The following is a 25,132-nucleotide window of genomic DNA, read 5'->3' on the forward strand; positions in this document are numbered from 1 at the left end:
CTCAATCTAATAACATAATCCTATGAAAAATCAGTTTTTATACGCTACATTATTCTCTTCCGCAGTTTTATTTGGCTGTCAATCTAAATCTAATTCGCAACAGCAAACAGAAGTAAAAACAGAAACAGGAGAATTAAATCTTCCTGCGCCTGATACAAAAGCTTCAAAAACTAAGTTTAGCAAAGTAATAGGCTGGCCAGAAGGTAAAACTCCAATAGCACCAGAAGGTTTCATAGTAACCAAATTCGCATCAGGGATTAAAAGTCCACGCAATATGATTATTACCCCCAATGGCGATGTTTTAGTTGTATTATCAAACTCTGAAAGAAGCAAGGCCGAGGCTGTTGCAAATGCAGTTACAGGTAAGGCAAAATCTGAAGTGCCAGGACAAAGTGCTAATACCATTTTATTATACAGAGATACCGATAATAATGGAGTAGCAGAAACGACAGAAACATTTTTATCGGGCCTAAATCAGCCTTATGGTATGGCTATTATTGGTAATTCATTTTATGTGGCTAACACAGATGGGGTTTGGCAATACCCATACAAAACTGGCGACACGAAAATTACCGGAACGGGTAAAAAGATTTTAAGCTTGCCTGCCGGAGGGTATAATAATCATTGGACAAGAAATTTAATTACGAATAACGATCAGACAAAAATTTATGTAACCGTAGGTTCTGGCAGTAATGTTGCCGAGCATGGGCTTGAAAATGAAGTAAGAAGAGCCAATATTTTAGAAATAAATCCGGATGGAACGGGAGAAAAGATTTACGCCAGCGGCTTGCGGAATCCTGTTGGAGTTGATTGGGCACCTGGCACTAACATGTTATGGACTGCTGTAAATGAAGGGGATGGTTTGGGAGATGATTTAGTGCCTGATTACATTACAAGTGTTAAACCAGGGGCATTTTACGGATGGCCATTTTCTTATTACGGACAAAATGAAGATCCACGTTTAGCAGGGAAAAACCCCGAAATGGTCAAAAAAGCCATAGTTCCAGATGTACCCGTTGGCTCGCATACTGCATCTTTAGGCTTAGCATTTTATAAAGCAACGAAATTCCCGGAAAAATACCGTGGTGGCGCATTTATAGGTCAACATGGTTCATGGAACCGATCAGAAATTTCAGGTTATAAAGTAGCTTTTGTTCCTTTTAAAGATGGTAAGCCAACAGGAAAGCCCGAAGATTTTTTAACTGGCTTTATAGCCGATGCAAATAAGGCAGAAGTATATGGCAGGCCAGTGGGCGTAACTCTTACAAAAGATGGAGCACTATTGGTTGCTGATGATGTAAGTGGGGTTGTTTGGAGAGTTGCAGCTAAGTAGAAATAATTTTACTAATTACAATATTACAGAATGCATATCTTTATGGGTATGCATTTTTTTAAACGCCATATTTTGAAATCAACACTACTGTTTCTCCTTTTATTATCAAGCTCAATTGTTACCTTTTCTCAAGTTTCACCTACTGATTCACTAAAATTAAATGAAGTTGTAATTAAAGGTTATTACAATAAACAGCCAATTTTAAGATCTGTTTCTGCAGTAGTACTTATTGATAGCAATTTAATAAAAAATCAGCAGAGCAATTCATTAGTTGGCATTTTCAATACTGCATCAGGTGTTAGAATGGAAGAAAGATCTCCGGGCAGCTACAGATTATCTTTACGTGGAAGTTTATTAAGATCGCCGTTTGGCATTAGAAACATTAAAATTTATGTCAACAACTTCCCATTAACTGATGCAGGCGGAAATACTTACTTAAATGCGTTAGACGCTACCGCTGTAGGTAATTTAGAGATTTATAAAGGACCAGAAGCTAGTATATTTGGAGCAAATACAGGTGGAGCAGTTTTAATTTCGACACCAGATTTAACTCAAAATAAGATTGATGCTTCCATAATTGCTGGTTCTTATGGTTTATTTCATCAAAAGAGTAATATCCAGCAAAGTTTTAAAAATTATCGCTTTAGCTTTACTGAGGGTTACCAAAAAAGTAATGGCTTCAGAGAAAATAGTGCATTAAATCGTAAGTATTTCCAAACTTTTCATCAGTGGGATTACAGTAAAGCCGGAAATTTAGAACTTTTTGCCTTTTATAGTAATTTAAATTACCAAACACCAGGAGGATTAACAGCAGAACAGGCAATGCAAAATCCAAGGTCTGCAAGACCATCAACCTCCAAAACTCCGGGCGCAATAGCGCAACAGGCTGCAATCTATAATAAAACCGTGTTTGGAGGAATATCTAATACCTACCAAGTTAACAGTAAATTTAAGCACGTTATTTCTTTATTCACTTCATACACCGATTTCAAAAATCCATTTATTACCAATTATGAAAAAAGGTATGAAAGTACACTTGGGTTAAGAACATTTTTAGAATTTACTACCGCAGATAAGCATGTAAATTGGAATGCACAAATTGGTTTGGAAAGTTCAGGCACAAAGATTCAGATAAAAAATTTCAAAAATGATTCAGGTTTAGCCAGTACCATGCAAGTTTATGATAATTTAAAGGCTAATCAGGATTTTGCCTTTATGCGCTTAAACTTCGATCTGGATCGTAAACTATTAATTGAATTATCTTCGAGCTTAAACTTTTTCAATTATAAATATGAACGTTTCTTTCCGATAGCTTCTCATGAAGAAAAAAGAAGATTTAATGAACAGTTTATGCCGAAAGTGGCAGTTTCATATCTCATCAATTCAGAATTTTCTATCAGAGCATCTGCAAGCAAAGGTTATTCTCCGCCAACCACAGCCGAAGTTCGTCCATCAGGTAATATTATCAATAATGATTTACAGGCAGAATCTGGTTGGAACTATGAAACGGGATTTAGATTCAAAACAAAAAATAATCGATTTTATGCCAATATTAATGTTTTTAATTTTCAACTAAAAGATGCAATTGTACGGCGACAAAAAGACATTGATACTGAATATTTTTTAAATGCTGGTGGTACTGAACAAAATGGTATTGAGGTGGAAACTGTTTTTCAAATCCTTAAAAATAATAGCGAAGCTTTCCTTAATAATTTATACCTGAGAAGTAGCTATACCTATTCTCATTTCCGATTTAAGGGTTTTGTTGATGGCACTTCAAATTACAGTGGAAATAAGCTCACAGGTGTTCCTGAATATAATGTTATAAGCAATTTAGAGTTTTCATTTAATAAAGGTTTTTACTTTTTTGTGCAGCACAACTATACCTCTGCCATTCCGTTAAATGATTCAAATACAACCTATGCTAATCATTATCATATTGTAGAAATGAAAGGCGGAATAAGATCTTTAAAAATTAAGAAAACTGGATTAGATATTTTTGCAGGAATTAATAATTTATTTAATGAAAAATATAGCTTAGGAAATGATTTAAACGCAGCTAATGACAGATACTTTAACCCAGCCGCGGGAATTAACTTTTACGCTGGAGTTTCAGTAAAGTTGTAACTTTAAAAGAGAAGTATCGTAAACTAAATCTATGATACTTCTCAAAAAAATAATATAACTATCAAATTTTAGTTAACTATTCCAGGTACTTTAAATGAAATTTCTTGCACTATAATTTCAGTTGTATAACGCTTGCTACCATCCTTTGCATCATAAGAGCCGCATTGTAATCTACCTTCTACAGTAATATTTGTACCTTTTTTTATTTCTATTTCTGCCATCTCTGCCTTTGCATTCCAAAAAATTAAGGTAAACCATTGCGTTTTTTTAACTTCTTCGCCTAACGAATTTTTATATGTTTCGTTTACCGCAAGATTTACTCTCGCTAATTTTAAATTTCCTGAAAGTTTTTTTACTTCTACATCTGCTCCTGCAAAACCACTTAATACTACTTTGTTTGTTACGATACCCATGATCTTTAATTTAAGTTTCTAGTTATTAACGAACAGTAATCTAACTGACTACCGACAGTACAAAAGTGAAAAGGAATTAAAAAATATCCGTATTTTAAATATTTATAGTCGTTTATAAACGTTTAAAAACGGATAACACTCTTCCTAAGCATTCTAACGATGTTTTTTTTCTAAAAAAGAAAAAATATTTTTACTACTTTTAAATGCATCCCATAATATAAATACAACATATATATGGATCGCTTGTGCCTTGATTGCGCATTACCTTTAAAAGGACGTACTGACAAAAAATTCTGTGATGATTTATGTCGAAACAACTATAACAACCGATTGAAAAGCGAGGATAGCGCAATTTTGAAAAGAATCAATTTTATCCTTAGAAAGAATCGTAATATCCTTTCAAAACTCAACCCTAAAGAGAAAGTTAAAGTTCGTAGAAAAAAGTTATTAACTGCTGGTTTTAATTTTGATTATCATACGCATACCTATCAAGCGCAGAATGGAAATTTCTATATTTTTTGCTATGAATATGGCTATTTAACTATAAATGAAGAGGAATTTCTATTAGTTAAAAGAGAGGAATCTTTATGGTTATCTTAAATTAATTCGAAGACTTTTAAATTGCAGCTCTAACAGATTTATTATATTTTTGGTTAGAACCATATATATAATTTATTATGAAAATAGCCTTAACAAGCGTGTTTGTGAATAATCCTGCAGCAGCATTTAAATTTTATACAGAAATTTTAGGCTTCGTTGAAAAGTTAAAAATGCCCGAAGCTAATTTATTTATAGTAGCCTCAGCCGAAGAACCAAATTCAACATCGCTAATGCTCGAACCTAATGAAAATGCTATTGCAAAAACTTATCAAGAAGGAATTTACAGTTCAAACATTCCTGTAATCGTATTTTCTGTTGATGATATTAACAAAGAATATGAGCTTTTAAAGGCTTTGGGTGTTCAATTTAAAAATGAGCCAGTAAAAACTCATGGGGGTACAGAAGCTACTTTTGATGATGGTTTCGGAAATTTAATTAAACTCTATCAGTTTTAGCTATGAAAATATTTGCCGAAACTGAGCGGCTATTATTAAGAGAATTATTACCAGAAGATATTAATGGATTGCTTCAGTTGGACTCTGACCCTGAAGTACATCAATATTTAGGACAAAAAACCATATCAACTATTGAGGAAAGCAGCCAAAACTTAAACTACATCCGTCAGCAATATATTGATAATGGAATTGGTAGATGGGCAGTAATCGAAAAACAAACTAATCAATTTATAGGCTGGTCTGGTTTAAAACTTATAACAGACTTAACTAATGGGCATATAAATTACTATGATTTAGGCTACCGTTTTATTAAAGAATATTGGGGTAAAGGCTATGCAACAGAATCTGCCAAAGCTTCAATTTCTTATGCCTTTAACCAACTAAACGCAAACGAGGTTTACGCAATTGCTGATATTGATAACCTGGCATCTATTAAAATATTAGAGAAACTAGGATTGAAGCGGGTCAACATTTTCCAATACGATGGCAAGCCACATCATTGGCTAAAGATTGAGAAACAATAATCATTTATTGAATATATGTTTTAATTTCGCGATCTTAAATAATGATAACATGGAAGTAAAAGATAGCAACGGCAATATTTTAAACGAAGGAGATTCTGTAACAGTAATAAAAACCCTTAAGGTAAAAGGAATGGCATCCGATATTAAAATGGGAACTGCGGTAAAAAATATTAGGTTAACTAATGATCCAGGCGCTATTGAAGGTCGTGTTAACGGTACTGTTTTAGTGCTTAAAACCATGTTTTTAAAAAAGAAAAACTAAAAACTCAAAGAACAAACCTTGTTCTTGCTCACGTTTATTAAATTACAATTTGCATTGGATTAATTTTTGTTGATAAAAATGAAAATCACTACCTATGAAAAATCTAATTATCTGTGGGCTTGTTATAGGGTTATTCAGTGCCTGCCTCGAAAAAATCGATCCTTCTAAATTAACTAACACCAAGTGGGAATTGATAGAATTGCCAGGTTTAAAATTACCTAATACTAAAGCGACTTTAAATTTTGGTGAAGAGCTAAGAATTAGTGGTAAATCTTTCTGCAATAATTATGGCGGACAGGCCGAAATTGCAGACAATAAAGTTGTGGTTAAAAATGTTTTTAGTACAAAAATGTTTTGTCAGGAAACTGAAGCTTTGGAAAGGGCATATTTAACTGCGCTGAAAGAAACTACTAATGCCAAGCTAGAAAATGGCAAGCTACATTTGCTAAATGGAGCTAAAACAGTCTTAATTTTTAACAAAATAGCCCAGTAAATTAACATTTACAAATAAGCCTGAATAATCTATTTTTAGTATTTTCGGGCTTTTTAGTTTATCTAACAAAGGATGCCATTAACAATTAAAAGAGATTTAAAGTTCTTTTTCTCTACTTCTAGAAAAGCTTTTATACTATTTCAAAAGAACGATCCTTTGCGATTAGCTGGTGCAACAGCTTTTTTCACCAATTTTGCCCTTCCCCCTATTTTAATTATCCTTATTCGTTTATTCGGTATTTTTACAGATAGACGTTTGCTCGTAACTCACATTTTTGAACGATTAGCTAATATTTTGGACGATAGTAGTATTGCACAAATTAGGCTTACACTAAAAAATATCAGAGGAATAAATCAGGCATGGTATGTTACCTTATTCAGCTTTATTTTTTTCTTATTTGTAGCTACAACGTTATTTAACGTAATTAAAAACTCATTGGAGCAAATTTGGAATATTGGAAATGAGCGTGGTAAAGGAATTTTAAATACATTAAAATCAAGAGCAATTTCTGTTACAATAATTTTATTAGCGGGTATTTTATTCTTTATAGGCTTACTTGCCGATAGTTTGCAAGCTATTATTGGTTCGTTTATTACCACAAATTCACCCTCATTTGAACTTGTAATCACATCGGTTATTAACCAAATAATGTTTGTGATTATTGTAACCACTTGGTTTACCATATTATTTAGGTTTTTAACCAATGGAAGACCCACCTGGAAAGCTGCTATATCTGGTGGTTTACTAACGGGGTGCCTTTTTACCGTAGGAAAATATTTACTGCGTATTTTATTACCATTAAGCAATATTGGTAATATCTATGGATCAGCTGGTTCCATAATTGTAATTATGCTTTTTGTATTTTACTCCTCTTTAATATTTTATTTTGGAGCATCGTATATTAAAGCTTTAAGCGAGCAGCGGGAAACTCCAATTATACCAAAAAATGGGGCTTATGCTTATGAACTAACTCAGGTAGAACACTAACTTAAAAAACAAAATGGGCAAATCAGATGTTGATTTTGCCCATTTTGTTTTAATAGCTAATATTAGTTTAATGCATTAACCTTTTCGTATCCTTGCATTTCAAATACTGCCAATTTATTTAAAAAATTGTAATGTAATGTACCAAAAAGGTTTACCAAACCTTCGTTACTTTTGCCTTCTATCCAAACCGTTTCCTTAACCACTTCGTTGTTTTGATGAGATTGATTATTAAAAATTGTTTCCTCATCTTTAATAATCAAATCATTTACATCAATCCGGAACTGATTAAGTAAGGCGATAAAATTTTGGCCTTTCAATAATAATTCTTTTAAATTCATAGGGCTGATATTTTGATTAGATCTATTTTGTAAATACAATTATTAGTCCAAATCAGCTCTAAAAAGTTAAAATGTTGATAACTTACAAAATCCTGTAACCCAAACCTATAGTAAATAGATTTAGTTTAGTACCTGGGTAGCCAGATTTATTAACTTTTGATAATCCAAGTTCATAACGAGCATCAAAACTGAGCTTTTTAATATCCAGTCCTGCACCAAATTGCCAAGAAACTGCCTGATCTTTAAAGTCTGCTTTAAAAACATTTCCTGCAGCCTGACTAAAACTTTGTTTATCATCTAAAATTAAAGAGAACATAGGTCCTGTATTTAATCTTAAGCCAATACCAGCTGCACCAAATTTAGTTCCTATTAATAAAGGCACATCTAAACTTGTAAAACGAACAGAATTAACTTGTCCACTTGCATCAACAAGATTTGTTTTTTTGCCAGAAACATATAATTCTGGTTGAAAATAAACACCTGCTGCACCTACCCTCGCCCAAAGCCCACCATAAAAACCTGTGCGGTTATCGCTGCTAAATGTGTTTTCTGTATCAAATTTCGAAAAATTTGCTCCGGCTTTAACGCCTAGTTGAAAAGTTGGTAAAACCTGTGCGCTTGCATAGAAGCCTAAAAATAAACAGGCAAGGGTGATGTAAATCGATTTCATAAATTAAAATGTTTTGGTTTTAAAATTAACTTGTAGCATCGTTAATAGCTTGCTGCTCTTTTAACGCATCTACGTTATTCTTATCACCAAAGTTACTTGTTTTATCTGCAAAATAATCTAAAATTGAAACAATTGTATCTAAGTTATCTGCCAAACGTTGGTGCATATCTGGTAAATCTTTCTCTAATCTTTTATCACCAAGTTCAATATTATCTACTTCAATCTTACCGATTTTTTGAATCAGCGCCTGTTGTGAATTCTGTAAATCCTCTAATTCACGCACAATCTTTTCCATTAATTCAAACTTCTTTAAAGTATTCATAAGTCTTTGTTTTTAATTGTATAACTAATAATAACAACCAATAACCATCTCATTTTGTTTTTTTCATCAAAAATCACAACATAAATTTGGATTCAAGAAAAACAACTAATAAATTAGTTTAAAATTAAACTAACATGAAAAAGCCCTATTTATTGTTGTTGTTAATCTTTCCAATTCTTTCTGCCTTCGCTCAAACAAATGCAATTATTGATAAAGAAAAACTTTACGATTTTTACCAAACCCAACGTTATGCCGAAGCGGCACAATATTTAAAGGCTACTTACGGAGAAAATGTAATGGATATTAAAGCGGTAACGCAGTTGGGTTATTGTTCCTTAATGGCTGGTAATTACGTTGAAGCTGAGAAATATTATTCTAAAGCCTACCAACAGCAACCGCAAAATCTGCCTATTCTGTTTAGTTTAGCCAGTATAAACTCTAGAAGGGGCAATAATGACAAAGCAAAGTTATATTACAAAGAGATTGTGAAAATTGATAGCAATAACTTCAACGTTTATAAACAACTGGCTAATTTATATCCTATACCTACAGATAGCTTGCGATTATTGTATTTGCAAAAAGCTAATAAATTAAATCCGTTGGAAGGTGATGTTGCTTATGATTTGGCTGAGTCTTATCAAAAATTAAAAAATAATGATTTGGCTTATAAAACCCTAAGCATAGCTATTGCAGCAGATTCAGGAAATTTACTTTTGCAAAGAGCGAAGCTACCTATTGCTAATGCTTTAAAGAAATATGATGAAGTAATTAAAACTGGCGAGAATTTATTAAAAGATGGTGCTGATGGAAATGTATTGAAGGATGTTGCAATGGCTTACTATTACACCAAAAAGTATCAGAAAACCATTACGCTACTTAAAATGCTAGAATCGCTAACTATGCAAAATGAAGCAACTTTATATTATACAACTTTAAGTTACAGACAGCTGAAAGATTATAAAAATGCAGGAATTTATGCAAAGAAAACCATTGAAGAGGGCATTTCGTCCAATACTTCCAACTATTATGATTTGCTGGGACTTATTTATGATGAGAACAACCAACTTAGCCTTGCTGCTGCTGCATATAAAAAAGGACTACAATATAAAACTAATCCAAGCATTTACTATCACTTAGGAATTCTTTACGATATAAAGTATAAACACAAGAAAAACGCATTGAGTTATTATAGCTTATACCTTAAAAACAAACCAGATACCTTTAGAGATGCGGAAGAAATTAAATATACAAAAGCCAGAATTGAACAGTTAAATCAAACCGATTAGTTTAAATTTTCAAATACAGGTTTTACATTGTCCCAAAAATCATCCAGGGCAATAATTCTTGGTTTAAAGAAAGATATAAGTTCGGGCCAATGTTGTTTATTATAAATATTGACACCATTTAGTTCAATAAAAATTTGGCTAACCGTTTTGCCATAATCATCTGTAAAATTTATACTCCAATCCCATTCCTCATTTAAGGTATTGGTTAGCATAAGCTTAAATTCTTCAAACTGGTTAAAAATTAAGTGGCGGATGCCTTCGTCAGGATGTGTAAGCTGAATGGCAATAGATGCTTTTTTTTGATCTACATCCATTTTAAAAAAAATGTGCTTAACACCAGTTTTATAGTTAATCCAATTTACGGTAGAACCACTTGCCGATGGAACAGGTTTCATGTATTGACCAAAACTAATCCAAAACTGCTGGCGTAATTTTGCCGCTTCTTCTTTACTGTACATTAATATTATTGAGTTTGAGCTGGAAACGAAAATCCTGGTACAAGCCCGAGTAAATTAAACCCGATAGTAGCGATTCTGATTTTTATCGGAAATAGCAAATAGCGGGAACCAACTTTAATTGAAAGGCTACATTTGCTTTTCAAATACAACTGGTGTTTAAACTATTTGTTTCCTATTAAACGGGCAACATATTTACCGATGATATCAAATTCAAGGTTCACGGTATCGCCAACATTAACCTGGTGTAAATTGGTATGCTCAAAAGTATAAGGAATTATAAAAACTGAAAACTCATCGGTTCCGGAGTTTACAACCGTTAAGCTAATGCCGTTTACACAGGCAGAACCCTTTTCTACCGTTACGTTACCTGCTCTGGCATCATATTTAAAACGATATTCCCAGCTGCCGTCTAATTCTTCTCTTTTTACGCAAACAGCCGTTTGATCTACATGTCCTTGCACAATATGTCCATCCAAACGGGCATTCATTTGCATACAACGCTCTAAATTAACTTTACTACCTACTTTTAAAGCACTTAAATTAGTTTTATTTAGCGTTTCATCAATTGCTGTAACGGTGTGCATACCATCGTTTAAGGCTACAATGGTTAAGCAAACCCCATTGTGGGCAACGCTTTGATCTATTTTAAGCTCGTGGCTAATGGCCGAAGAAATTGTATAATGAACGTTAGTATGTTCGTTTTTGATGGCTGTAATTTCGCCAAGGGTTTCTATAATTCCGGTAAACATGTTCTTTGTTTATAATCGTAAGGAAGAATATCAAAATCTTCCTTCTTCATCAATTTATCTTATAAGATTGCTTCATCAGGTGAAAAAACATTCCGCAAAGACGATATTTTCTAATTAATACTTTAATCTGTTCTTTCTCCAATCTGATGAATTTTTAACGATTTCGTTGTTAATCGTTCCACCAGCATCTTTCTGAAATAGTTTTGCAGCAATAACCGCAGCAATTAAAGCTTCGTTTTCATTTTCTACTTTTAAACTCTCGGCATTGAAATACTTATTTACAAAATGAGTATCAAAATTACCTGTTTTAAAAGCTTCGTGTTGCATTACAAAAGTACCAAAACCCAAGGTAGTTTCTATCCCGGTAATCTCATATTCTTCAATTGCCCTAACCATTCGCTCAATAGCTTCATCTCTATCTTTACCAAAAGTGATGAGTTTAGCAATCATCGGATCATAATAAATTGGAATTTCCATGCCTTGCTCAAAGCCATCATCCACCCTTACGCCGTTTCCTTTTGGAGTTTTATAGGTTTGTAAAGTGCCTATATCCGGCAGGAAATTATTATTTGGATCTTCAGCATAAACCCTTAATTCAATGGCATGTCCGTTTATTTTTAAATCTTCCTGACTAAAGCTTAGGGCTTCGCCCGATGCGATTTTAATTTGTTCTTTTACTAAATCGACTCCTGTAATCAACTCTGTAACAGGATGTTCAACTTGCAAACGAGTATTCATTTCTAAAAAGAAGAAATCAAGGTTTTCATCTAAAATAAATTCTACCGTTCCTGCTCCCGTATAGTTTACAGATCGGGCAACATCTACTGCACATTTCCCCATTTTTTGCCTAATTTCTTCAGTAAGTACTGAAGATGGAGCTTCTTCAATAACCTTTTGGTGGCGACGCTGAACAGAACATTCCCTTTCAAAAAGATGTACAATGTTACCATGATTATCGCCCAGTACCTGAATTTCTATATGCCGTGGAGAAGTTACGTAGCGTTCTATAAATACAGAACCATCGCCAAAAGCAGAAGTTGCTTCGCTTACTGCCAATTGCATTTGTTCTTCAAAATCTTCCACTTTCTCTACAATGCGCATTCCCTTGCCGCCACCGCCTGCTGCAGCTTTTATCAAAATTGGAAAGCCAACCTCTACTGCTCTTTCTTTTGCCTCATTTACGTTGGTAATGGCCTCTTCAGTACCCGGAACCATTGGGATATTATATTTTAAGGCTGCCGCTTTCGCAGAAAGCTTATTACCCATAATTTCCATGGCTTCTGGCGATGGTCCGATTAAAATCAGTCCTGCATCGGCAACCATTTTGGCAAAACCTGCATTTTCTGATAAAAACCCATAACCAGGGTGTATGGCTTCTGCACCAGTTTTTTTGCAAGCATCAATGATTTTTTCACCTACTAAGTAAGATTGATTTGAAGGTGCCGGGCCAATGCAAATGGCTTCATCCGCATAGCGAACATGTAAAGCGTTACGATCGGCTTCAGAAAATACAGCTACAGTTTTAATATTCATTTCGCGGGCCGAACGCATAATACGTAAGGCAATTTCTCCACGATTGGCAATCAGAATTTTTCTCATAATTAATTAACAGGTACAATGTAGATAACTTAATGAAAAAATCAAAAAGAAGATGAGTTCATTCAGCAAACACTACCACATTTTCAAAAGATTTAGTGAATGTATAAGCTATTGTAAATGTGTTATAATATCAATTGCCCGATCAATCATTGCTGCACTAAGATCCAAATGTGTAACTAAACGAATGGTACTAGCGCTTGTGGTATTACAAAGCAAACCCTTATCTTTAAACTGTTGCACAACTTTTGATGCCGATCCATTAGCGACTTCGAAAATCACAATGTTGGTTTCTACAGGCATTACCGATTTCACATAACCAGTTTTAAGTAGTGCATCTGCCAAATCTTCTGCATGCTGATGATCTTCTTGTAATCGTTCTACATGATTATCCAATGCGTAAATACCTGCTGCAGCCAAAAAACCAGCCTGCCGCATACCACCACCAAAAGCTTTCCTGATTTTAATGGCTTTTTTTATAGTTTCTTTACTTCCTAATAATACTGAACCTACGGGCGCTCCTAAACCTTTTGATAAACAAACAGAAATGCCATCAAAATAATGGCCATAATCGTGTGCCTTATCTCCTGTTTTGGCTAATGCATTAAAAATTCTGGCCCCATCTAAATGTAATTTCAGTCCTTTTATGTTACAAAGATGATGAATGGCTGCAATTTGATCCAATGTATAGCAACTCCCTCCACCTTTATTTACTGTATTTTCAAGTACAACTAAAGTAGAATTAGGATAATGAATATTGTCCTCATTAATTTCCGGCTCAATAAGCTCGGGCGTTAAAATACCGCGTTCGCCATAAAGTAACCTAACGGAAGCTGCCGAATGAAAAGCGATACCACCAATTTCATAACGGTAAACATGCGCCGTTTGATCACAAATTACTTCATCCATAGGTTGGGTAAAACATTTTATTGCAATTTGATTGGTCATGGTTCCCGAAGGACAAAATAAACCCGCTTCCATATTAAATTTTGCAGCCAGTTTTGTTTCCAGTGCATGCACGGTTTCGTCCTCTCCAAAAACATCATCTCCAACTTTCGCATGCATCATGGCATCCATCATTCCAGCGGTTGGCTTGGTTACCGTATCACTCCTAAAATCTAAAAAATCGTTCTTCATTTTTTCTATGAATTGTAAAAAGTTTTTGATGTTCAAAAAAAAGACTATTGCCTTTTCTGGTATAATTTTAAGGTTTTTAGCGGTTTAAACGCCATATATAGTGTATTTTTTACACACTTAATTTTCAACAACAACAAATTGTTAAAAAATTATTAAAAAAAAAGATACAAAATATAAGAGTTTTTATACTTTTATCGTGCTAAAACCAAAAATAAATAAAATGATAGTAATTGCAGACGGCGGATCTACCAAAACAAATTGGTGCTTGATTAACGAGGCCGGCAGAAAAATTTATTTTAATACAGAAGGTTACAATCCCTATTTCTCAAAAACGGAGTACATTGTAAAATCATTAAATGAGACTCTACCAGACCACTTGGAAAGAGAGAAATTAACGGGTGTTTATTATTACGGTGCCGGTTGTTCTACTCCTGCTAACGTGAAAATTGTAGCTGATGCTATGAAACAAATTTTTACAAATGCCAGTGTTTTTGTTGGTCATGATCTACTTGCCTCGTGCAGAGCATTACTTGGTAACGAGCCGGGTTTTGCTGCAATATTAGGCACCGGAACAAACTCCTGCTTATATGATGGAACCGATATTACCATGAACATTGATTCTTTAGGTTACTTTTTAGGTGATGAAGGAAGTGGTTCTTACATCGGTAAACGCATTTTAAGCGATTACATGAAAGGCTATATGCCGAAGGGCTTGCGTGAAGCTTTTTATGACAATTACGCTTTAACTAACGAAGATATTTTCGATAATATTTACAATAAACCGCTTCCAAATCGTTTTTGCGCAAGCTTTAGTAAATTTTTGTACGACTTTAAAGAAAGCTACGAAGATTATACTTTCAGTACAATTGATTATGCTTTTACGGCATTTTTCGAAAACCTAGTTATTCACTACCCTAACTATAAAGATCATAAACTTAACTGTGTAGGTTCTGTAGGTTATAGTTTCCGTGATATTTTAAGCATCGTTGCAGATCGTTATGAAATGGGCGTTGGTAAAATTATCCGTTCTCCTATAGATGATTTGGTACACTACCACTTAGAATTATCTCCAAAAGAAGGATAGTTTAGTTTAAAACATCAATTAACAATAAATAAAAAGTCCTGGTTTGAATATCAAACCAGGACTTTTTTGCTTTTCAACGATTTTAGTTTAAAAAGATATTTCTTTACCAAATAACTTGGCGTATTTACGTTTATCAAATCTGTATAAAGTAGCTGCACGATAAGAAACACCTTTCTGTTTTTCATCAAGTTCCTTTAAAACACCAAAACTGGTAATCTTTTTCCTGAAGTTACGTTTATCCAATTTTTTCCCTAATACCAATTCATAAACATGTTGCAGCTGAGTTAGTGTAAATTTCTCAGGCAATAATTCAAAAGCAATAGGCTGATGCTTAATTCTTCTTTTTATTTTTTCTAAACCTTTATCGTAAATTTTCTGGTGGTCAAAGGCTAGTTTAGGCAAATCAGAAATTGGCAACCAGTTAGCCTGTTTAGCATAATTACTGATCGGGCGGAGTTCTTTATCTCCCCCTAAACGTATCAAAGCATAATAAGCCAGCGTAATTACCCTACCTTGCGGGTGCCTATTCGGATCTCCAAAAGCATAATATTGCTCCATATAAATTCCACGTAAACCGGTAAGTTCATATAAAATCCTGGATGCCGATTGATCCAAACTTTCATCATGACCAACTATATTACCGGGCAAAGCCCACCAATCTTTAAAAGGTTCTTCATTCCTTTCGATAAGTAAGATTTTTAATTCCTTCCCATCAAATCCAAACAATACGCAATCTATAGAGAATACGGAATCTAAATGTGGTAAAATTTGTTCCAAGGTAAAATTTCGTTATTTTAAGCAGATAAAGGTAGTACTTTCAATATTAAGTAAAAAAAATAAAAAAAATTACTTAGTGTAAAAATTACACACTATATTCGTATTATAAAGATGAAGCCAAATATTAAAAACATAGCTGTACTTACTTCAGGCGGAGATGCTCCAGGAATGAATGCTGCCATTAGAGCGGTTATTCGTACGGGCATTTACCATGGACTAAATATGTTCGGAGTAATGCAAGGTTACCAGGGTCTAATCAGCGATAATATAAAACCGATGGACGCCCGTTCTGTAAGTAACATTTTACACTTGGGCGGAACCGTGTTAAAAACGGCTCGCTGTTTAGAATTCAAAACTCCTGAGGGCATGGAGATTGCCTACAATAATTTAAAAAAGAACGACATAGATGGATTAGTCGTTATTGGTGGTGACGGTACTTTTACTGGCGCAAAACTCTTTTCGGAAAGGTTTGGCGTTAAAGTAATTGGTATACCGGGCACAATTGATAATGATTTAAGTGGATCGGATTTTACATTAGGATACGATACAGCCATTAATACGGTTATAGAAGCAATTGATAAAATCAGAGATACTGCAGATGCGCACGACAGATTATTCTTTATAGAAGTAATGGGTCGCGATTCTGGTTGTATTGCTTTGAGAAGTTCAATAGCAAGTGGTGCCGAAGCGGTATTATTACCAGAACGGGCAACCAGCATTGATGAGTTGATTACCAAATTAGCATTAGGTGCCTCAACTAAAAAAACATCAAGTATTGTTATTGTTGCCGAAGGGCATAAACAGGGCGGCGCTTATGATATTGCTAAAAAAGTTAAAGAAACCTTTGACCATTACGATACTAAAGTAACCATCCTGGGCCATTTACAAAGAGGTGGAAGCCCAAGCAGTTTTGATCGTATTTTGGGTAGTCGTTTGGGTTATGCAGCTGTAAACGCGCTAATTGCAGGAGAAACAGAGAAAATGGTTGGTTTACATGGTAACGAAATTAAGTTAACCAGTATTGCTGATGCTTTAACTGCACACACTTTTAAGCTGGAACCCGATTTAATGGAAATGACAGAAGTACTTTCTATATAATATGGTAGCAGTTGTTTATAGCGGATCGAGAACTGCATTTTGGAAACTTACTCAAAATGGACAAGTAGTTGCGCACTGCAATACAGCTGGTATTAATCCATGTTTTGTAGATTCTAAAACCATTCTTCAAATCTTAAATAAGAAGGTGGTTTTGGTAAACAATGCAGAAAGTATTAAAAAGATTTATTTTTTTGCAGCCGGAGCTTCTTCTCCCGAAAGGAAAAAAGAATTAGCAGACACTTTATCTTTATTTTTTAGATATAGCAAAGTTGTTGTAGAAGATGATTTATTTGGTGCTGCAAAAGCCGCATGTCATAATAAACCAGGTATAGTAGGCACATTGGGTAGCGGATCACATTGCGCTTATTTCGATGGTAAAAAACCCGTAGCCAATAACTTTGGCATGGGCTATATACTTGGTGATGAAGGATCAGCAAATTATTTAGGTAAAATGTTGCTTAAAAATTTCTTAAGCAAAAAGCTACCTGCAGATCTTGAATTTAAATTTATTCGGGCTTATAACCTGGATCGCCCTCAAATATTAGAAAGGATATATAATAAGCCGCAGGCGAATATATTTTTAACGTCCTTTTTTGACTTTTTCACACAGAATACAGAACATCCTTACATCATAAAAATGATTGATGAAGGATTTGAAAAATATTTCCAGATCTATATTTTACCCACAGTTGCAAAATATGGTTATCAGGATTTACATTTTGTTGGTAAAGTAGCTGCAGAATTGGAAGGCAGATTACAACTTACCGCAGCCAGGCACAACCTGGAAATTAAAACAATTATAAAAGAACCAATATTAAATTTATTAAAACATTACACTAATTAACAAAAACAATGAGCAAAATTGGAATAAACGGCTTTGGCCGTATCGGCAGACTGGTTTTCAGAGCTGCATTAAAAAGAGGATTAGATATCGTAGCTATAAATGACTTAATTGAGCCAGATTATATGGCTTATATGTTAAAATATGATACTACCCACGGCAAGTTTGATGGTACAATTGAAGTTGTTGATGGTAATTTAGTTGTTAATGGCAAAACTATTCGCGTTACTGCTGAGCGTAACCCAGCAGATTTGAAATGGGATGCTGTTGGTGTTGAAGTGGTAATTGAATCTACTGGTTTATTTTTAACCCGTGCTGATGCTGAAAAACACATCGCTGCTGGTGCTAAAAAAGTAGTTTTCTCTGCTCCTGCTAAAGATAGCGACATTCCTACTTACGTTATGGGTGTTAACCACGATAAATTAACTGCAGATCAAACTATCGTTTCAAACGCATCTTGTACTACAAACTGTTTAGCTCCTATTGCTAAAGTTTTAAATGATAACTTCGGTATTGTTGAAGGCTTAATGAGCACAATCCACGCGGTAACTGCAACTCAAAAAACAGTTGATGGTCCATCTGCTAAAGATTGGAGAGGTGGTCGTGGTGGTTTCTCTAACATTATCCCTTCTTCTACGGGTGCTGCAAAAGCTGTAGGTATGGTACTTCCTGAATTAAAAGGAAAATTAACTGGTATGTCTTTCCGCGTTCCTGTTGCTGATGTATCTGTAGTAGATTTAACTGTACGTTTAGAAAAACCAGCTACTTACGAGCAAATTAAAGCAGCTATGAAAGCAGCTTCTGAAGGCGAATTAAAAGGCGTGTTGGCTTATACTGAGGACGAAGTTGTTTCTTCAGACTTTATTGGTGATGACCACGCTTCTATTTTTGATGCTAAAGCTGGTATTTCATTGAATGATAACTTCGTTAAAGTTGTATCTTGGTACGATAACGAGTGGGGATATTCTTCTGCACTTGCTAAATTTGTAGAATACTACGGTAGCTTAAAATAGTAAAATGGCTTAATAAGCATTTTCATATCATAAAAAAGGTGTCAATATTAAATATTGACACCTTTTTTTGTGCAATTATATTTTTTTCAAAATTAATAATGACAATTTTCATATCAAAAACAACTTAATCATAATAATATCAACAAAAAACGTATTAAAAAAATCAAAAACAAGAATTTATGAAGTTAAAAATTCACAAATAGCTAATACTAAATTAAAATTGAGACTATTTGAATATAAAATTTAATTATTTGACAATATTTAACAATTATCACTTTACTTTTTATATTATATTTGTGAGGCAGTTGTTTTTGAACCCAAAATACTTCTAAAAAAAGTTTGCAATTAAAAAATGACAAAAAAAATACGTAAAACTTTCTTAGTGTATTTTTTACACTATCAAATTTTTTCCTATATTTGTAGAGTAATAAACGAAGAGATTCTTTTATTAAGTATTAAAAAGATAAATCATTTCTTGCAAAGCGAAAGCTCGAATAGAAATTTAAGACAAAGCCTGGCTCATAACAGGTTTATATTTGGTTAGAAAAAAGAGACAAGTCTGGATAGATTGTCTCTTTTCTTATTTTAGGGCAAAATGCGTCTTATGTTCCTGTGGATTAATTAGTTCCTAGCTTCTTTAAACCGTTTCATTTTATAAAATTTCACACCAAGTTATTACAACATTATTGATGCGTTCTTATTTTAATTAACAAATTAATCTTTAATCCTAATTGAAATTTTCCGTTAGAAATAACACTTCGGTCTTCTACTCTTTTTAGTAACGATATAATAACCAACAGAAATTTCATGCGATCCATAATCGTAATTACTCAGTTTATTTAAGCTATAATCATAACCATAGCCTAACCTTAAGTTAGACCTTACAAATAGTTCACTGATAAACCCAACTGCGGCTTTATTACTTAAGTCATTTTGAAGGTTTGATTTAGGATATATTTTTACCGATGTTCTATACACTGCGCCAATCCAAAAACGTTCTTTAACTAACAGAAATGTATTTAAATCCAGCGAGGTTGGACCATGTAAATCATCCTTAATTAAAAATGTAGGTTTAAAAACAAAGTCATCATTCAATGGAAAAGCCATACCTGCGCTTAAGTAAAAATGAGGTTCTACTTTAACATTAAGCGATTCATAATCTTTAAAAACAGATAACGATTTGGATAAAAGATTATCGGCAGAGAAACCTATATAAAACTTTTCATTCGAGTAATGAATTCCTGCTCGAATATCGGGCATTACCTGACTTACGAAACCTGCCGGAATTCTGTTATCGCCTTGCTCAATAGCATCAAGCATGCTTCCATTTAGCGATGTTTGCATTACACCAACACCCAAGCCAAAGGCTAAAACATTGGTTTCTGTACGGTCAAGCTTAATTCTATAAGCAAAATTTGCCGATGCATTTAAGGAACTTTGCGCCCCTATTTTATCTTTAGTTACAATTAATCCTATTCCAAGACTTTCATTATTTATGGCTTCATCCGCAGAAATTGACAAAGTTTGCGGTGCTCCCCTAACACCGGTCCACTGTGCCCTAGCAAATGCCTGTACATAAAGTTCTTCCTTATATCCGGTATAAGCAGGATTAATATACATTCCGTTGAAAACATATTGCCCAAACTGCGCATTTTGTTGTGCAAAAAGTTTGAAAGATGCTGTCATCATTATCAAAACAAAAAATATCCTTTTCAAAATCTTCATCCTATTTTGTTTTTACTTACCTGATAATTGTTATATAACCTTTATACTCTAACCAAGCAGATGTTCCGTTTCTAACTTTTACTATATAGAAATATGTTCCATCACTTAATCCTGAAGCTGTCCAATCGTTAAGGTAACCGTTAGACTGGAACACGGTGCTTCCCCAGCGATTAATTACTGTTACATCATTTGATTCAAAAGAGGTTAGATTTTCGATATAGAAACTGTCGTTTTTCCCATCCCCGTTAGGCGTAAATACATTTGGTATTCTTAAACCTGAGATCTCTTTATTATCAGTAGAAGTGTTGTTGGATAAGTTAGGATCATACTCATTAGCCGTTACCGTGGCCGTATTGCTAACAGTACCTGGTAACTTAGAGCGGACTTTTATAATTAATTCTGCAAATTTCTGATTGGCTAAAAATGCAATATTCCAATTTATTGTTCTTGTAGCGGTGTTGTAAACTGCAGTACCATCCGTTGGTTCACCAAGGCTTTCAAATACCAAATTATCCGGTAATGCATCCTTAACATTAATCTGATTGGCATCATCTACACCATTATTTCTAACATTTAAATAATAGTCAAAAACCTGATTACTTAGCACCGTTCTATTTTCCGATCGCTTTGTAATGGATACATCTGCAGAAATTTCTGGCAAAACAAGAAGCCTGATTTTCTCTGAAGCATCGGATGAGCACCCAAAACTATTAAATGCCATTACCTTATAAACGCCGGCTGTTGCCGTAATGAGCATCTGTTTATTTTGTCCTTTTATTAAAATATCATCCTTAAACCATTGGTACGAGCTTGCCCCTGCCGAATTTGCACGCAAAACTGCCGACGATCCTTTACGGATGCTGACGGTTTGGAGCTCATTGGGCACCGCTTGGCTAAATCCTGCTGTTACAAAAAACAACAAGAATACCAAAAACAGGAAGGAACACAGCCTTTGCCTCATTTATAGTTTACTAGATAAAATGCAATAAACCTTAGAAAGTAACAGCAGCAGCAGTACCGTTAACCGTTCCAATAGTAATGGTTGGTTTGGTTGGTTTAGCTGTAATGTTTACATCATGATCTACAATTTGAGCACAATACTTATTGCCATTAATTACGTAACCAACTTTTAAGCGGTATGTTGTTGTACCTACAGTTGGCGCAGTTGGTGTATAACTAGGATTAGTTGCACCAGCAATAATGCTTTCTGTACTACCAGAAACGGTATACCATTGGTAAGCAAGTGTAGTAATTGTTGGATCTTCGGGATTGGTAACCGAACCCACTTGGGCAACTGGCGTTTCAACACAAAAACCAGCTGGTGTAAAAGCTGGAACCAATGGTTTAAGCACATAAACAGGAATTTCTTGCATAGAAGATTCGCAGGCACCAGCTGCGGCAGATTTTGAGCTTAAATAGTAATAACCAGTTTTTAAATCGGTGGCCGAAATTTTATTACCAGTTAATGCGACACCAAGTGTTGGCATAGTAGTTTGTGTTGCACTATACTTTACAATCCAGCTTTCATCACCGGTTGGTGCAGGTAAAGTAAGGTCTGATCCTTGGCAAAATAAGTTAACACCAGGGGTGGTTGGCAGTACCGTTACTTGTGCAGAAAGACGGTAAACGTTGCAGATTAACAAGAAAGTTAATGCTAAAATGGTTTTTGAAATTTTACTGTTCATGGGGATGATTTTTTAGTTTGTTTAATAATTTAATATTGTGAAGTTGGATGCACAAACACATGTGGAGCACCCGGTTTTGGATTAATTTTTACGCTAAAATTGATTTGATTACTACAACCTATTGCATTTTTAATGGTTAAAACACCATTATAAGTGCCAGCTGTTGCGCTTTCAGGAATATTGAATGGAATATTTCCTATTGGTAAAGGTTGATCTACAATAGGATCAAAACCTCCGCTAGTCCAGTTAATGCTATATGTTACGGGGTTGTTAACAGCATCCGTATAGGTTAATGAGGAGCTTGCAGAGCCTGCACAAACTTCGGGATTAGCACCTAAAGTTAAATTTGGCAAGCCACTAACGGTAACTATAAAATCTTGCTTTTTCTCATCGCATCCCGTTGCTGTTGCAGTGATAGTTGCTGTACCAGAAAATGTTGCAGACCAAGTAACCACTCCTGTGGCTGCATCTATTATTCCAGCCTGCAAAGGTGCTATAGAATACACAATACCGTTTGTATTACTTGCTGTAGCCACATAAGTATTTGTACCAGCGCCAATACAACGTTTATCTACCAAACCAGTGTTAAAAACTGGCGTTGTTACATTATTATTTACAGTTATTTTGCCATTAATTGTACCTTGATTAGAAGAAACAGTATAAGTCATTGCTGAAGTAGCTACGGTAGGCGTGCCACTAATGGTTAATTTCCTAGTACTTGAATAATAATTTCCTATAATGCCAGTTGGCAGCCCAGTTACTGTAACTCCTGAGGTGCCTGCAGGCATATTATAAACAATTGGGTTCATTAATGTATTTACACAAACAATGCGATCTCCTGAGCCCGTTGTTGTTGTTGCAGTACTTTGATCGTTACTACTTACCTGATCGGGTTGCGAACCTGTTATTGTAGCGGTATTGGTATTTATTCCTGTTAGCACAACCTTAGCCGTAATTTTTAAAGTTGCTGCCGCTGCACCAGCCATATCGCCTATGGTCCATATACCAGAAACAGGATCATAACTTGTACCTGCTGATGGAACATTTGATACATAAGAATATCCAGCCGGAAGTTTATCTGAAACGGATACACCTATTGCATTACCATTGCCTAAATTTTCTGCCTTTAAGGTAAAAACGACATTTGTATTAAGTTCAGGATAAGCAATATCCACCGTTTTAATAATAGACCTATCTATATTACAAAGTGAAATATTAACCGGTAAGGATGGCGCACTTATACCACACTCTAATTGTGTTGCCACTGCATAACTTCCTGATGCGGTAGCTACGTAAGTATTTCCTGTTGCTCCATTTATAGCCACACCATTAAAATACCACTGATATGGACCTGCATTTGCTGTTGCTGTAAGTGTTGCTGTTGTACAATCGGTTTGACTTGCAATAGGTTGTTCTGCCTTTTCCGGAAAACGAGAAATAAAGTTAGACATAGAGAATGCACTGCTCTGCTGCACCATAGAAACCGTAAGCCTACTGTTACTGGTTATAATAATTGTACTTGGCGAACCTATGTTACTGTTTGTAAAGTTAATTAGAGATAAACCAGTTGTTCCTAAAGATCGACGGGTACCAATTCCTGTTATCGTTTCAATATCTGTGTTAGGATATGGTGGCGTACCATTTGCGTTTAAAAAGATTTTATCTGTACTTCTGGTCAGGATATATCCAAAATAATCAAGATTAGTTGTTTGAACGTAAGCTGTAAACTTTGTAGTTTCAACCCTTTTTGATCCAGAACAGCTCGATATTGGAACCAGAGTAGCTACATCTACTTCGCAGCCAGCACCACCTGATGCACCTGCAGTACCAGAGAAAACTTCTATATTTTTTGTTGCTGAAATCCAGGTCGAAGAATATCTTCCTGTATTAGTTGCCGAATTATATGCGCCATTCAAATACCCATGATTAAAGGTTACTTTATCCCCTGGTTGCGCTAAAACGTAAGTTGCTGTTCCTTTTTGCGCTCCACTTTGATCAAAATGTATTACTGTAATGCTGGTATTTGCTTCAGTTGCAATTATTGTAGTTTGCTCGGCAATCAAATTACCTTCTCCCCTAACAATTACATACTCTTTTCCTAGTGAAGCAATTGGCGGAATTGGATTAAATGCACCATCACCACAGCCTCCTGGTGCATCAATATCTGCTGATGTATTCATCACCGCAGAGCCTGAAGATTCTACCAAAGTTCCTATCGGCGCATTAAACAAATAGCTCTGCCCCGCATTTAATGTTGCTGTAGCTACTCCTCCAATTTTAACAATGGTGTTATTTTCAACTGCCATAATACTATAAATTGGCACGTGAGTACTTCCCGAAAGGTTTCCATCGCGGTAATAACCTACTCGGAAAGAAGTACCGATCGCGGCATCACCAAAGCTAAAAAGAGATGCATTTCCTTTGATGTCTGAATCAGCACCATCACTACCCAAATTATCAGAAGCAACGTTTCTTAAATTAACAGAAATAGATCCTGTAGCTTGAACAATTAAACCCGCAGCATTTAATACTGTATTTAAAGCATGTGCCGGTGCATTTTTTGGTAATCCAGCAAAGCGCTGAACATAAGGCGTGCCTTGCGTACACGTAAAATTAAATAAAACCGTACCATCGCTTTTAGAGATTGTTCCAGTAACCGTGCCCACATCCGAAGTAATCACAATTTCATTTGCCTTGCTCCAATATTGCCACGGGGCTGGCGCTATATAATGTTTCGAATAGCTTGGAGGTGTAATCTTATTCTTAACAGCAAAAAAATTTACACTGTTATTTTGGCTAAAATCTGGCTTAGTTATATAACGACCAAAGGCTTTATTAACTGTTCCCAGCAATAAAAAAACCAGCAATACGTTATAGAAGTAATTAAGTAGATTTTTAACCATAAGCAATTGATCAAAATCCACTAAGTGAGGTGTTTGCGTGGCTAAAAATTATTCAAAAAGCACGAAGGCTTTCCTACAATTTCAACACACGACTTAACTAAGTAAAAGACTTTAAAAAAGTGGTTTTTATTTAGCTTAAACAGACCGAAAAAAGGGATTTTTCAGTCGAAAATAATCAAAAATCCATTAATAAAAATGCAGTGAATATTAAATTTAACAACATCATAACTTGCTGTTTAATAAACGTTTGCACAAA

At 34.7% G+C, this 25,132-nt stretch carries 26 protein-coding genes; 13 read left to right on the plus strand and 13 right to left on the minus strand.

Annotated elements, in window-relative coordinates:
- Nucleotides 1-22 precede the first annotated feature (22 nt).
- Nucleotides 23-1,333: a PQQ-dependent sugar dehydrogenase gene (locus tag EHC72_RS02140; protein ID WP_131535841.1), complete on the plus strand. Its 1,311-nt coding sequence runs from the start codon at nucleotides 23-25 to the stop codon at nucleotides 1,331-1,333.
- A 72-nt stretch (nucleotides 1,334-1,405) separates the two neighbouring features.
- A complete protein-coding gene (locus EHC72_RS02145; RefSeq protein ID WP_131535842.1) occupies nucleotides 1,406-3,460 on the plus strand; it encodes a TonB-dependent receptor in 2,055 nt (684 codons plus the stop codon).
- A gap of 68 nt (nucleotides 3,461-3,528) precedes the next feature.
- Here EHC72_RS02145 and EHC72_RS02150 read toward each other — a convergent pair whose 3' ends face one another.
- The gene (locus EHC72_RS02150; RefSeq protein WP_131535843.1) at nucleotides 3,529-3,873 is read right to left on the minus strand and encodes a single-stranded DNA-binding protein; all 345 of its coding nucleotides are present in this window, start codon (nucleotides 3,871-3,873) and stop codon (nucleotides 3,529-3,531) included.
- 234 nt (nucleotides 3,874-4,107) lie between these two features.
- On the opposite strand from EHC72_RS02150, the gene EHC72_RS02155 reads away from it, so the two are divergent.
- The 6 genes from EHC72_RS02155 to EHC72_RS02180 all read left to right on the plus strand — a co-directional run bounded on the left by EHC72_RS02155 (nucleotide 4,108) and on the right by EHC72_RS02180 (nucleotide 7,194).
- Entirely contained in the window at nucleotides 4,108-4,473 is a 366-nt protein-coding gene (locus EHC72_RS02155; RefSeq protein WP_131535844.1) for a hypothetical protein, read from the plus strand.
- 77 nt (nucleotides 4,474-4,550) lie between these two features.
- Nucleotides 4,551-4,928, plus strand: coding sequence for a VOC family protein (locus EHC72_RS02160; protein ID WP_131535845.1), 378 nt, complete (start codon nucleotides 4,551-4,553; stop codon nucleotides 4,926-4,928).
- Between the two features lie 2 nt (nucleotides 4,929-4,930).
- Complete coding sequence (locus EHC72_RS02165) at nucleotides 4,931-5,452, plus strand: GNAT family N-acetyltransferase (RefSeq protein WP_131535846.1); 522 nt, start codon at nucleotides 4,931-4,933, stop codon at nucleotides 5,450-5,452.
- Nucleotides 5,453-5,501: 49 nt separating this feature from the next.
- The gene (locus EHC72_RS02170) at nucleotides 5,502-5,714 is read left to right on the plus strand and encodes an alkylphosphonate utilization protein (protein ID WP_131535847.1); all 213 of its coding nucleotides are present in this window, start codon (nucleotides 5,502-5,504) and stop codon (nucleotides 5,712-5,714) included.
- Between the two features lie 94 nt (nucleotides 5,715-5,808).
- Nucleotides 5,809-6,207 carry an META domain-containing protein gene (locus EHC72_RS02175; protein ID WP_131535848.1) on the plus strand — a complete coding sequence of 133 codons (399 nt, stop codon included), beginning with the start codon at nucleotides 5,809-5,811 and terminating at the stop codon, nucleotides 6,205-6,207.
- Nucleotides 6,208-6,279: 72 nt separating this feature from the next.
- Nucleotides 6,280-7,194 carry a YihY/virulence factor BrkB family protein gene (locus tag EHC72_RS02180; protein ID WP_131535849.1) on the plus strand — a complete coding sequence of 305 codons (915 nt, stop codon included), beginning with the start codon at nucleotides 6,280-6,282 and terminating at the stop codon, nucleotides 7,192-7,194.
- Nucleotides 7,195-7,256: 62 nt separating this feature from the next.
- On the opposite strand, the gene EHC72_RS02185 is transcribed toward EHC72_RS02180, so the two are convergent.
- The 3 genes from EHC72_RS02185 to EHC72_RS02195 all read right to left on the minus strand — a co-directional run bounded on the left by EHC72_RS02185 (nucleotide 7,257) and on the right by EHC72_RS02195 (nucleotide 8,524).
- Entirely contained in the window at nucleotides 7,257-7,532 is a 276-nt protein-coding gene (locus tag EHC72_RS02185) for a hypothetical protein (protein WP_131535850.1), read from the minus strand.
- An 82-nt stretch (nucleotides 7,533-7,614) separates the two neighbouring features.
- Nucleotides 7,615-8,202: a porin family protein gene (locus EHC72_RS02190; RefSeq protein ID WP_131535851.1), complete on the minus strand. Its 588-nt coding sequence runs from the start codon at nucleotides 8,200-8,202 to the stop codon at nucleotides 7,615-7,617.
- A 25-nt stretch (nucleotides 8,203-8,227) separates the two neighbouring features.
- Nucleotides 8,228-8,524, minus strand: a complete 297-nt coding sequence (locus tag EHC72_RS02195; protein ID WP_131535852.1) for a hypothetical protein — start codon at nucleotides 8,522-8,524, stop codon at nucleotides 8,228-8,230.
- 134 nt (nucleotides 8,525-8,658) lie between these two features.
- Between EHC72_RS02195 and EHC72_RS02200 the strand changes: the two genes are divergently transcribed.
- Nucleotides 8,659-9,810 carry a tetratricopeptide repeat protein gene (locus EHC72_RS02200; RefSeq protein WP_131535853.1) on the plus strand — a complete coding sequence of 384 codons (1,152 nt, stop codon included), beginning with the start codon at nucleotides 8,659-8,661 and terminating at the stop codon, nucleotides 9,808-9,810.
- Here the strand turns inward: EHC72_RS02200 and EHC72_RS02205 are convergent.
- The 4 genes from EHC72_RS02205 to EHC72_RS02220 all read right to left on the minus strand — a co-directional run bounded on the left by EHC72_RS02205 (nucleotide 9,807) and on the right by EHC72_RS02220 (nucleotide 13,750).
- The gene (locus EHC72_RS02205) at nucleotides 9,807-10,268 is read right to left on the minus strand and encodes a DUF4268 domain-containing protein (protein WP_131535854.1); all 462 of its coding nucleotides are present in this window, start codon (nucleotides 10,266-10,268) and stop codon (nucleotides 9,807-9,809) included. The genes EHC72_RS02200 and EHC72_RS02205 overlap by 4 nt on opposite strands.
- A 161-nt stretch (nucleotides 10,269-10,429) precedes the next feature.
- A complete protein-coding gene (locus EHC72_RS02210) occupies nucleotides 10,430-11,017 on the minus strand; it encodes a riboflavin synthase (protein WP_131535855.1) in 588 nt (195 codons plus the stop codon).
- 114 nt (nucleotides 11,018-11,131) lie between these two features.
- Nucleotides 11,132-12,616 (minus strand): acetyl-CoA carboxylase biotin carboxylase subunit, encoded by a 1,485-nt coding sequence (gene accC / locus EHC72_RS02215; protein WP_131535856.1) that lies wholly within the window; start codon nucleotides 12,614-12,616, stop codon nucleotides 11,132-11,134.
- 108 nt (nucleotides 12,617-12,724) lie between these two features.
- Nucleotides 12,725-13,750 (minus strand): threonine aldolase family protein, encoded by a 1,026-nt coding sequence (locus EHC72_RS02220; protein ID WP_131535857.1) that lies wholly within the window; start codon nucleotides 13,748-13,750, stop codon nucleotides 12,725-12,727.
- Nucleotides 13,751-13,970: 220 nt separating this feature from the next.
- Between EHC72_RS02220 and EHC72_RS02225 the strand changes: the two genes are divergently transcribed.
- Complete coding sequence (locus EHC72_RS02225) at nucleotides 13,971-14,834, plus strand: N-acetylglucosamine kinase (protein WP_131535858.1); 864 nt, start codon at nucleotides 13,971-13,973, stop codon at nucleotides 14,832-14,834.
- 87 nt (nucleotides 14,835-14,921) lie between these two features.
- Here the strand turns inward: EHC72_RS02225 and EHC72_RS02230 are convergent, their stop codons facing one another.
- Nucleotides 14,922-15,611, minus strand: a complete 690-nt coding sequence (locus EHC72_RS02230; protein WP_131535859.1) for an NUDIX hydrolase — start codon at nucleotides 15,609-15,611, stop codon at nucleotides 14,922-14,924.
- Nucleotides 15,612-15,722: 111 nt separating this feature from the next.
- On the opposite strand from EHC72_RS02230, the gene pfkA reads away from it, so the two are divergent.
- The 3 genes from pfkA to gap are packed head-to-tail and all read left to right on the plus strand — an operon-like array spanning nucleotide 15,723 to nucleotide 18,563.
- Nucleotides 15,723-16,709, plus strand: coding sequence for a 6-phosphofructokinase (gene pfkA, locus EHC72_RS02235; RefSeq protein ID WP_131535860.1), 987 nt, complete (start codon nucleotides 15,723-15,725; stop codon nucleotides 16,707-16,709).
- Between the two features lies 1 nt (nucleotide 16,710).
- Entirely contained in the window at nucleotides 16,711-17,553 is an 843-nt protein-coding gene (locus EHC72_RS02240; RefSeq protein ID WP_131535861.1) for a hypothetical protein, read from the plus strand.
- Nucleotides 17,554-17,561: 8 nt separating this feature from the next.
- Nucleotides 17,562-18,563 carry a type I glyceraldehyde-3-phosphate dehydrogenase gene (gene gap / locus EHC72_RS02245; protein ID WP_131535862.1) on the plus strand — a complete coding sequence of 334 codons (1,002 nt, stop codon included), beginning with the start codon at nucleotides 17,562-17,564 and terminating at the stop codon, nucleotides 18,561-18,563.
- A 744-nt stretch (nucleotides 18,564-19,307) separates the two neighbouring features.
- Here gap and EHC72_RS02250 read toward each other — a convergent pair.
- From EHC72_RS02250 to EHC72_RS02265, 4 genes are read right to left on the minus strand one after another with little or no spacing between them, the layout of a single operon-like run.
- Nucleotides 19,308-20,288, minus strand: a complete 981-nt coding sequence (locus EHC72_RS02250; protein WP_131535863.1) for a PorP/SprF family type IX secretion system membrane protein — start codon at nucleotides 20,286-20,288, stop codon at nucleotides 19,308-19,310.
- A gap of 16 nt (nucleotides 20,289-20,304) precedes the next feature.
- Entirely contained in the window at nucleotides 20,305-21,249 is a 945-nt protein-coding gene (locus EHC72_RS02255) for a T9SS type B sorting domain-containing protein (protein ID WP_131535864.1), read from the minus strand.
- Nucleotides 21,250-21,280: 31 nt separating this feature from the next.
- Nucleotides 21,281-21,973: a hypothetical protein gene (locus tag EHC72_RS02260; protein ID WP_131535865.1), complete on the minus strand. Its 693-nt coding sequence runs from the start codon at nucleotides 21,971-21,973 to the stop codon at nucleotides 21,281-21,283.
- Between the two features lie 29 nt (nucleotides 21,974-22,002).
- Entirely contained in the window at nucleotides 22,003-24,897 is a 2,895-nt protein-coding gene (locus EHC72_RS02265; RefSeq protein WP_211660264.1) for a DUF11 domain-containing protein, read from the minus strand.
- Nucleotides 24,898-25,132: the final 235 nt, after the last annotated feature.

Origin of the sequence: Pedobacter nototheniae, from assembly GCF_004335085.1 — a bacterium.
Classification (GTDB): domain Bacteria; phylum Bacteroidota; class Bacteroidia; order Sphingobacteriales; family Sphingobacteriaceae; genus Pedobacter; species Pedobacter nototheniae.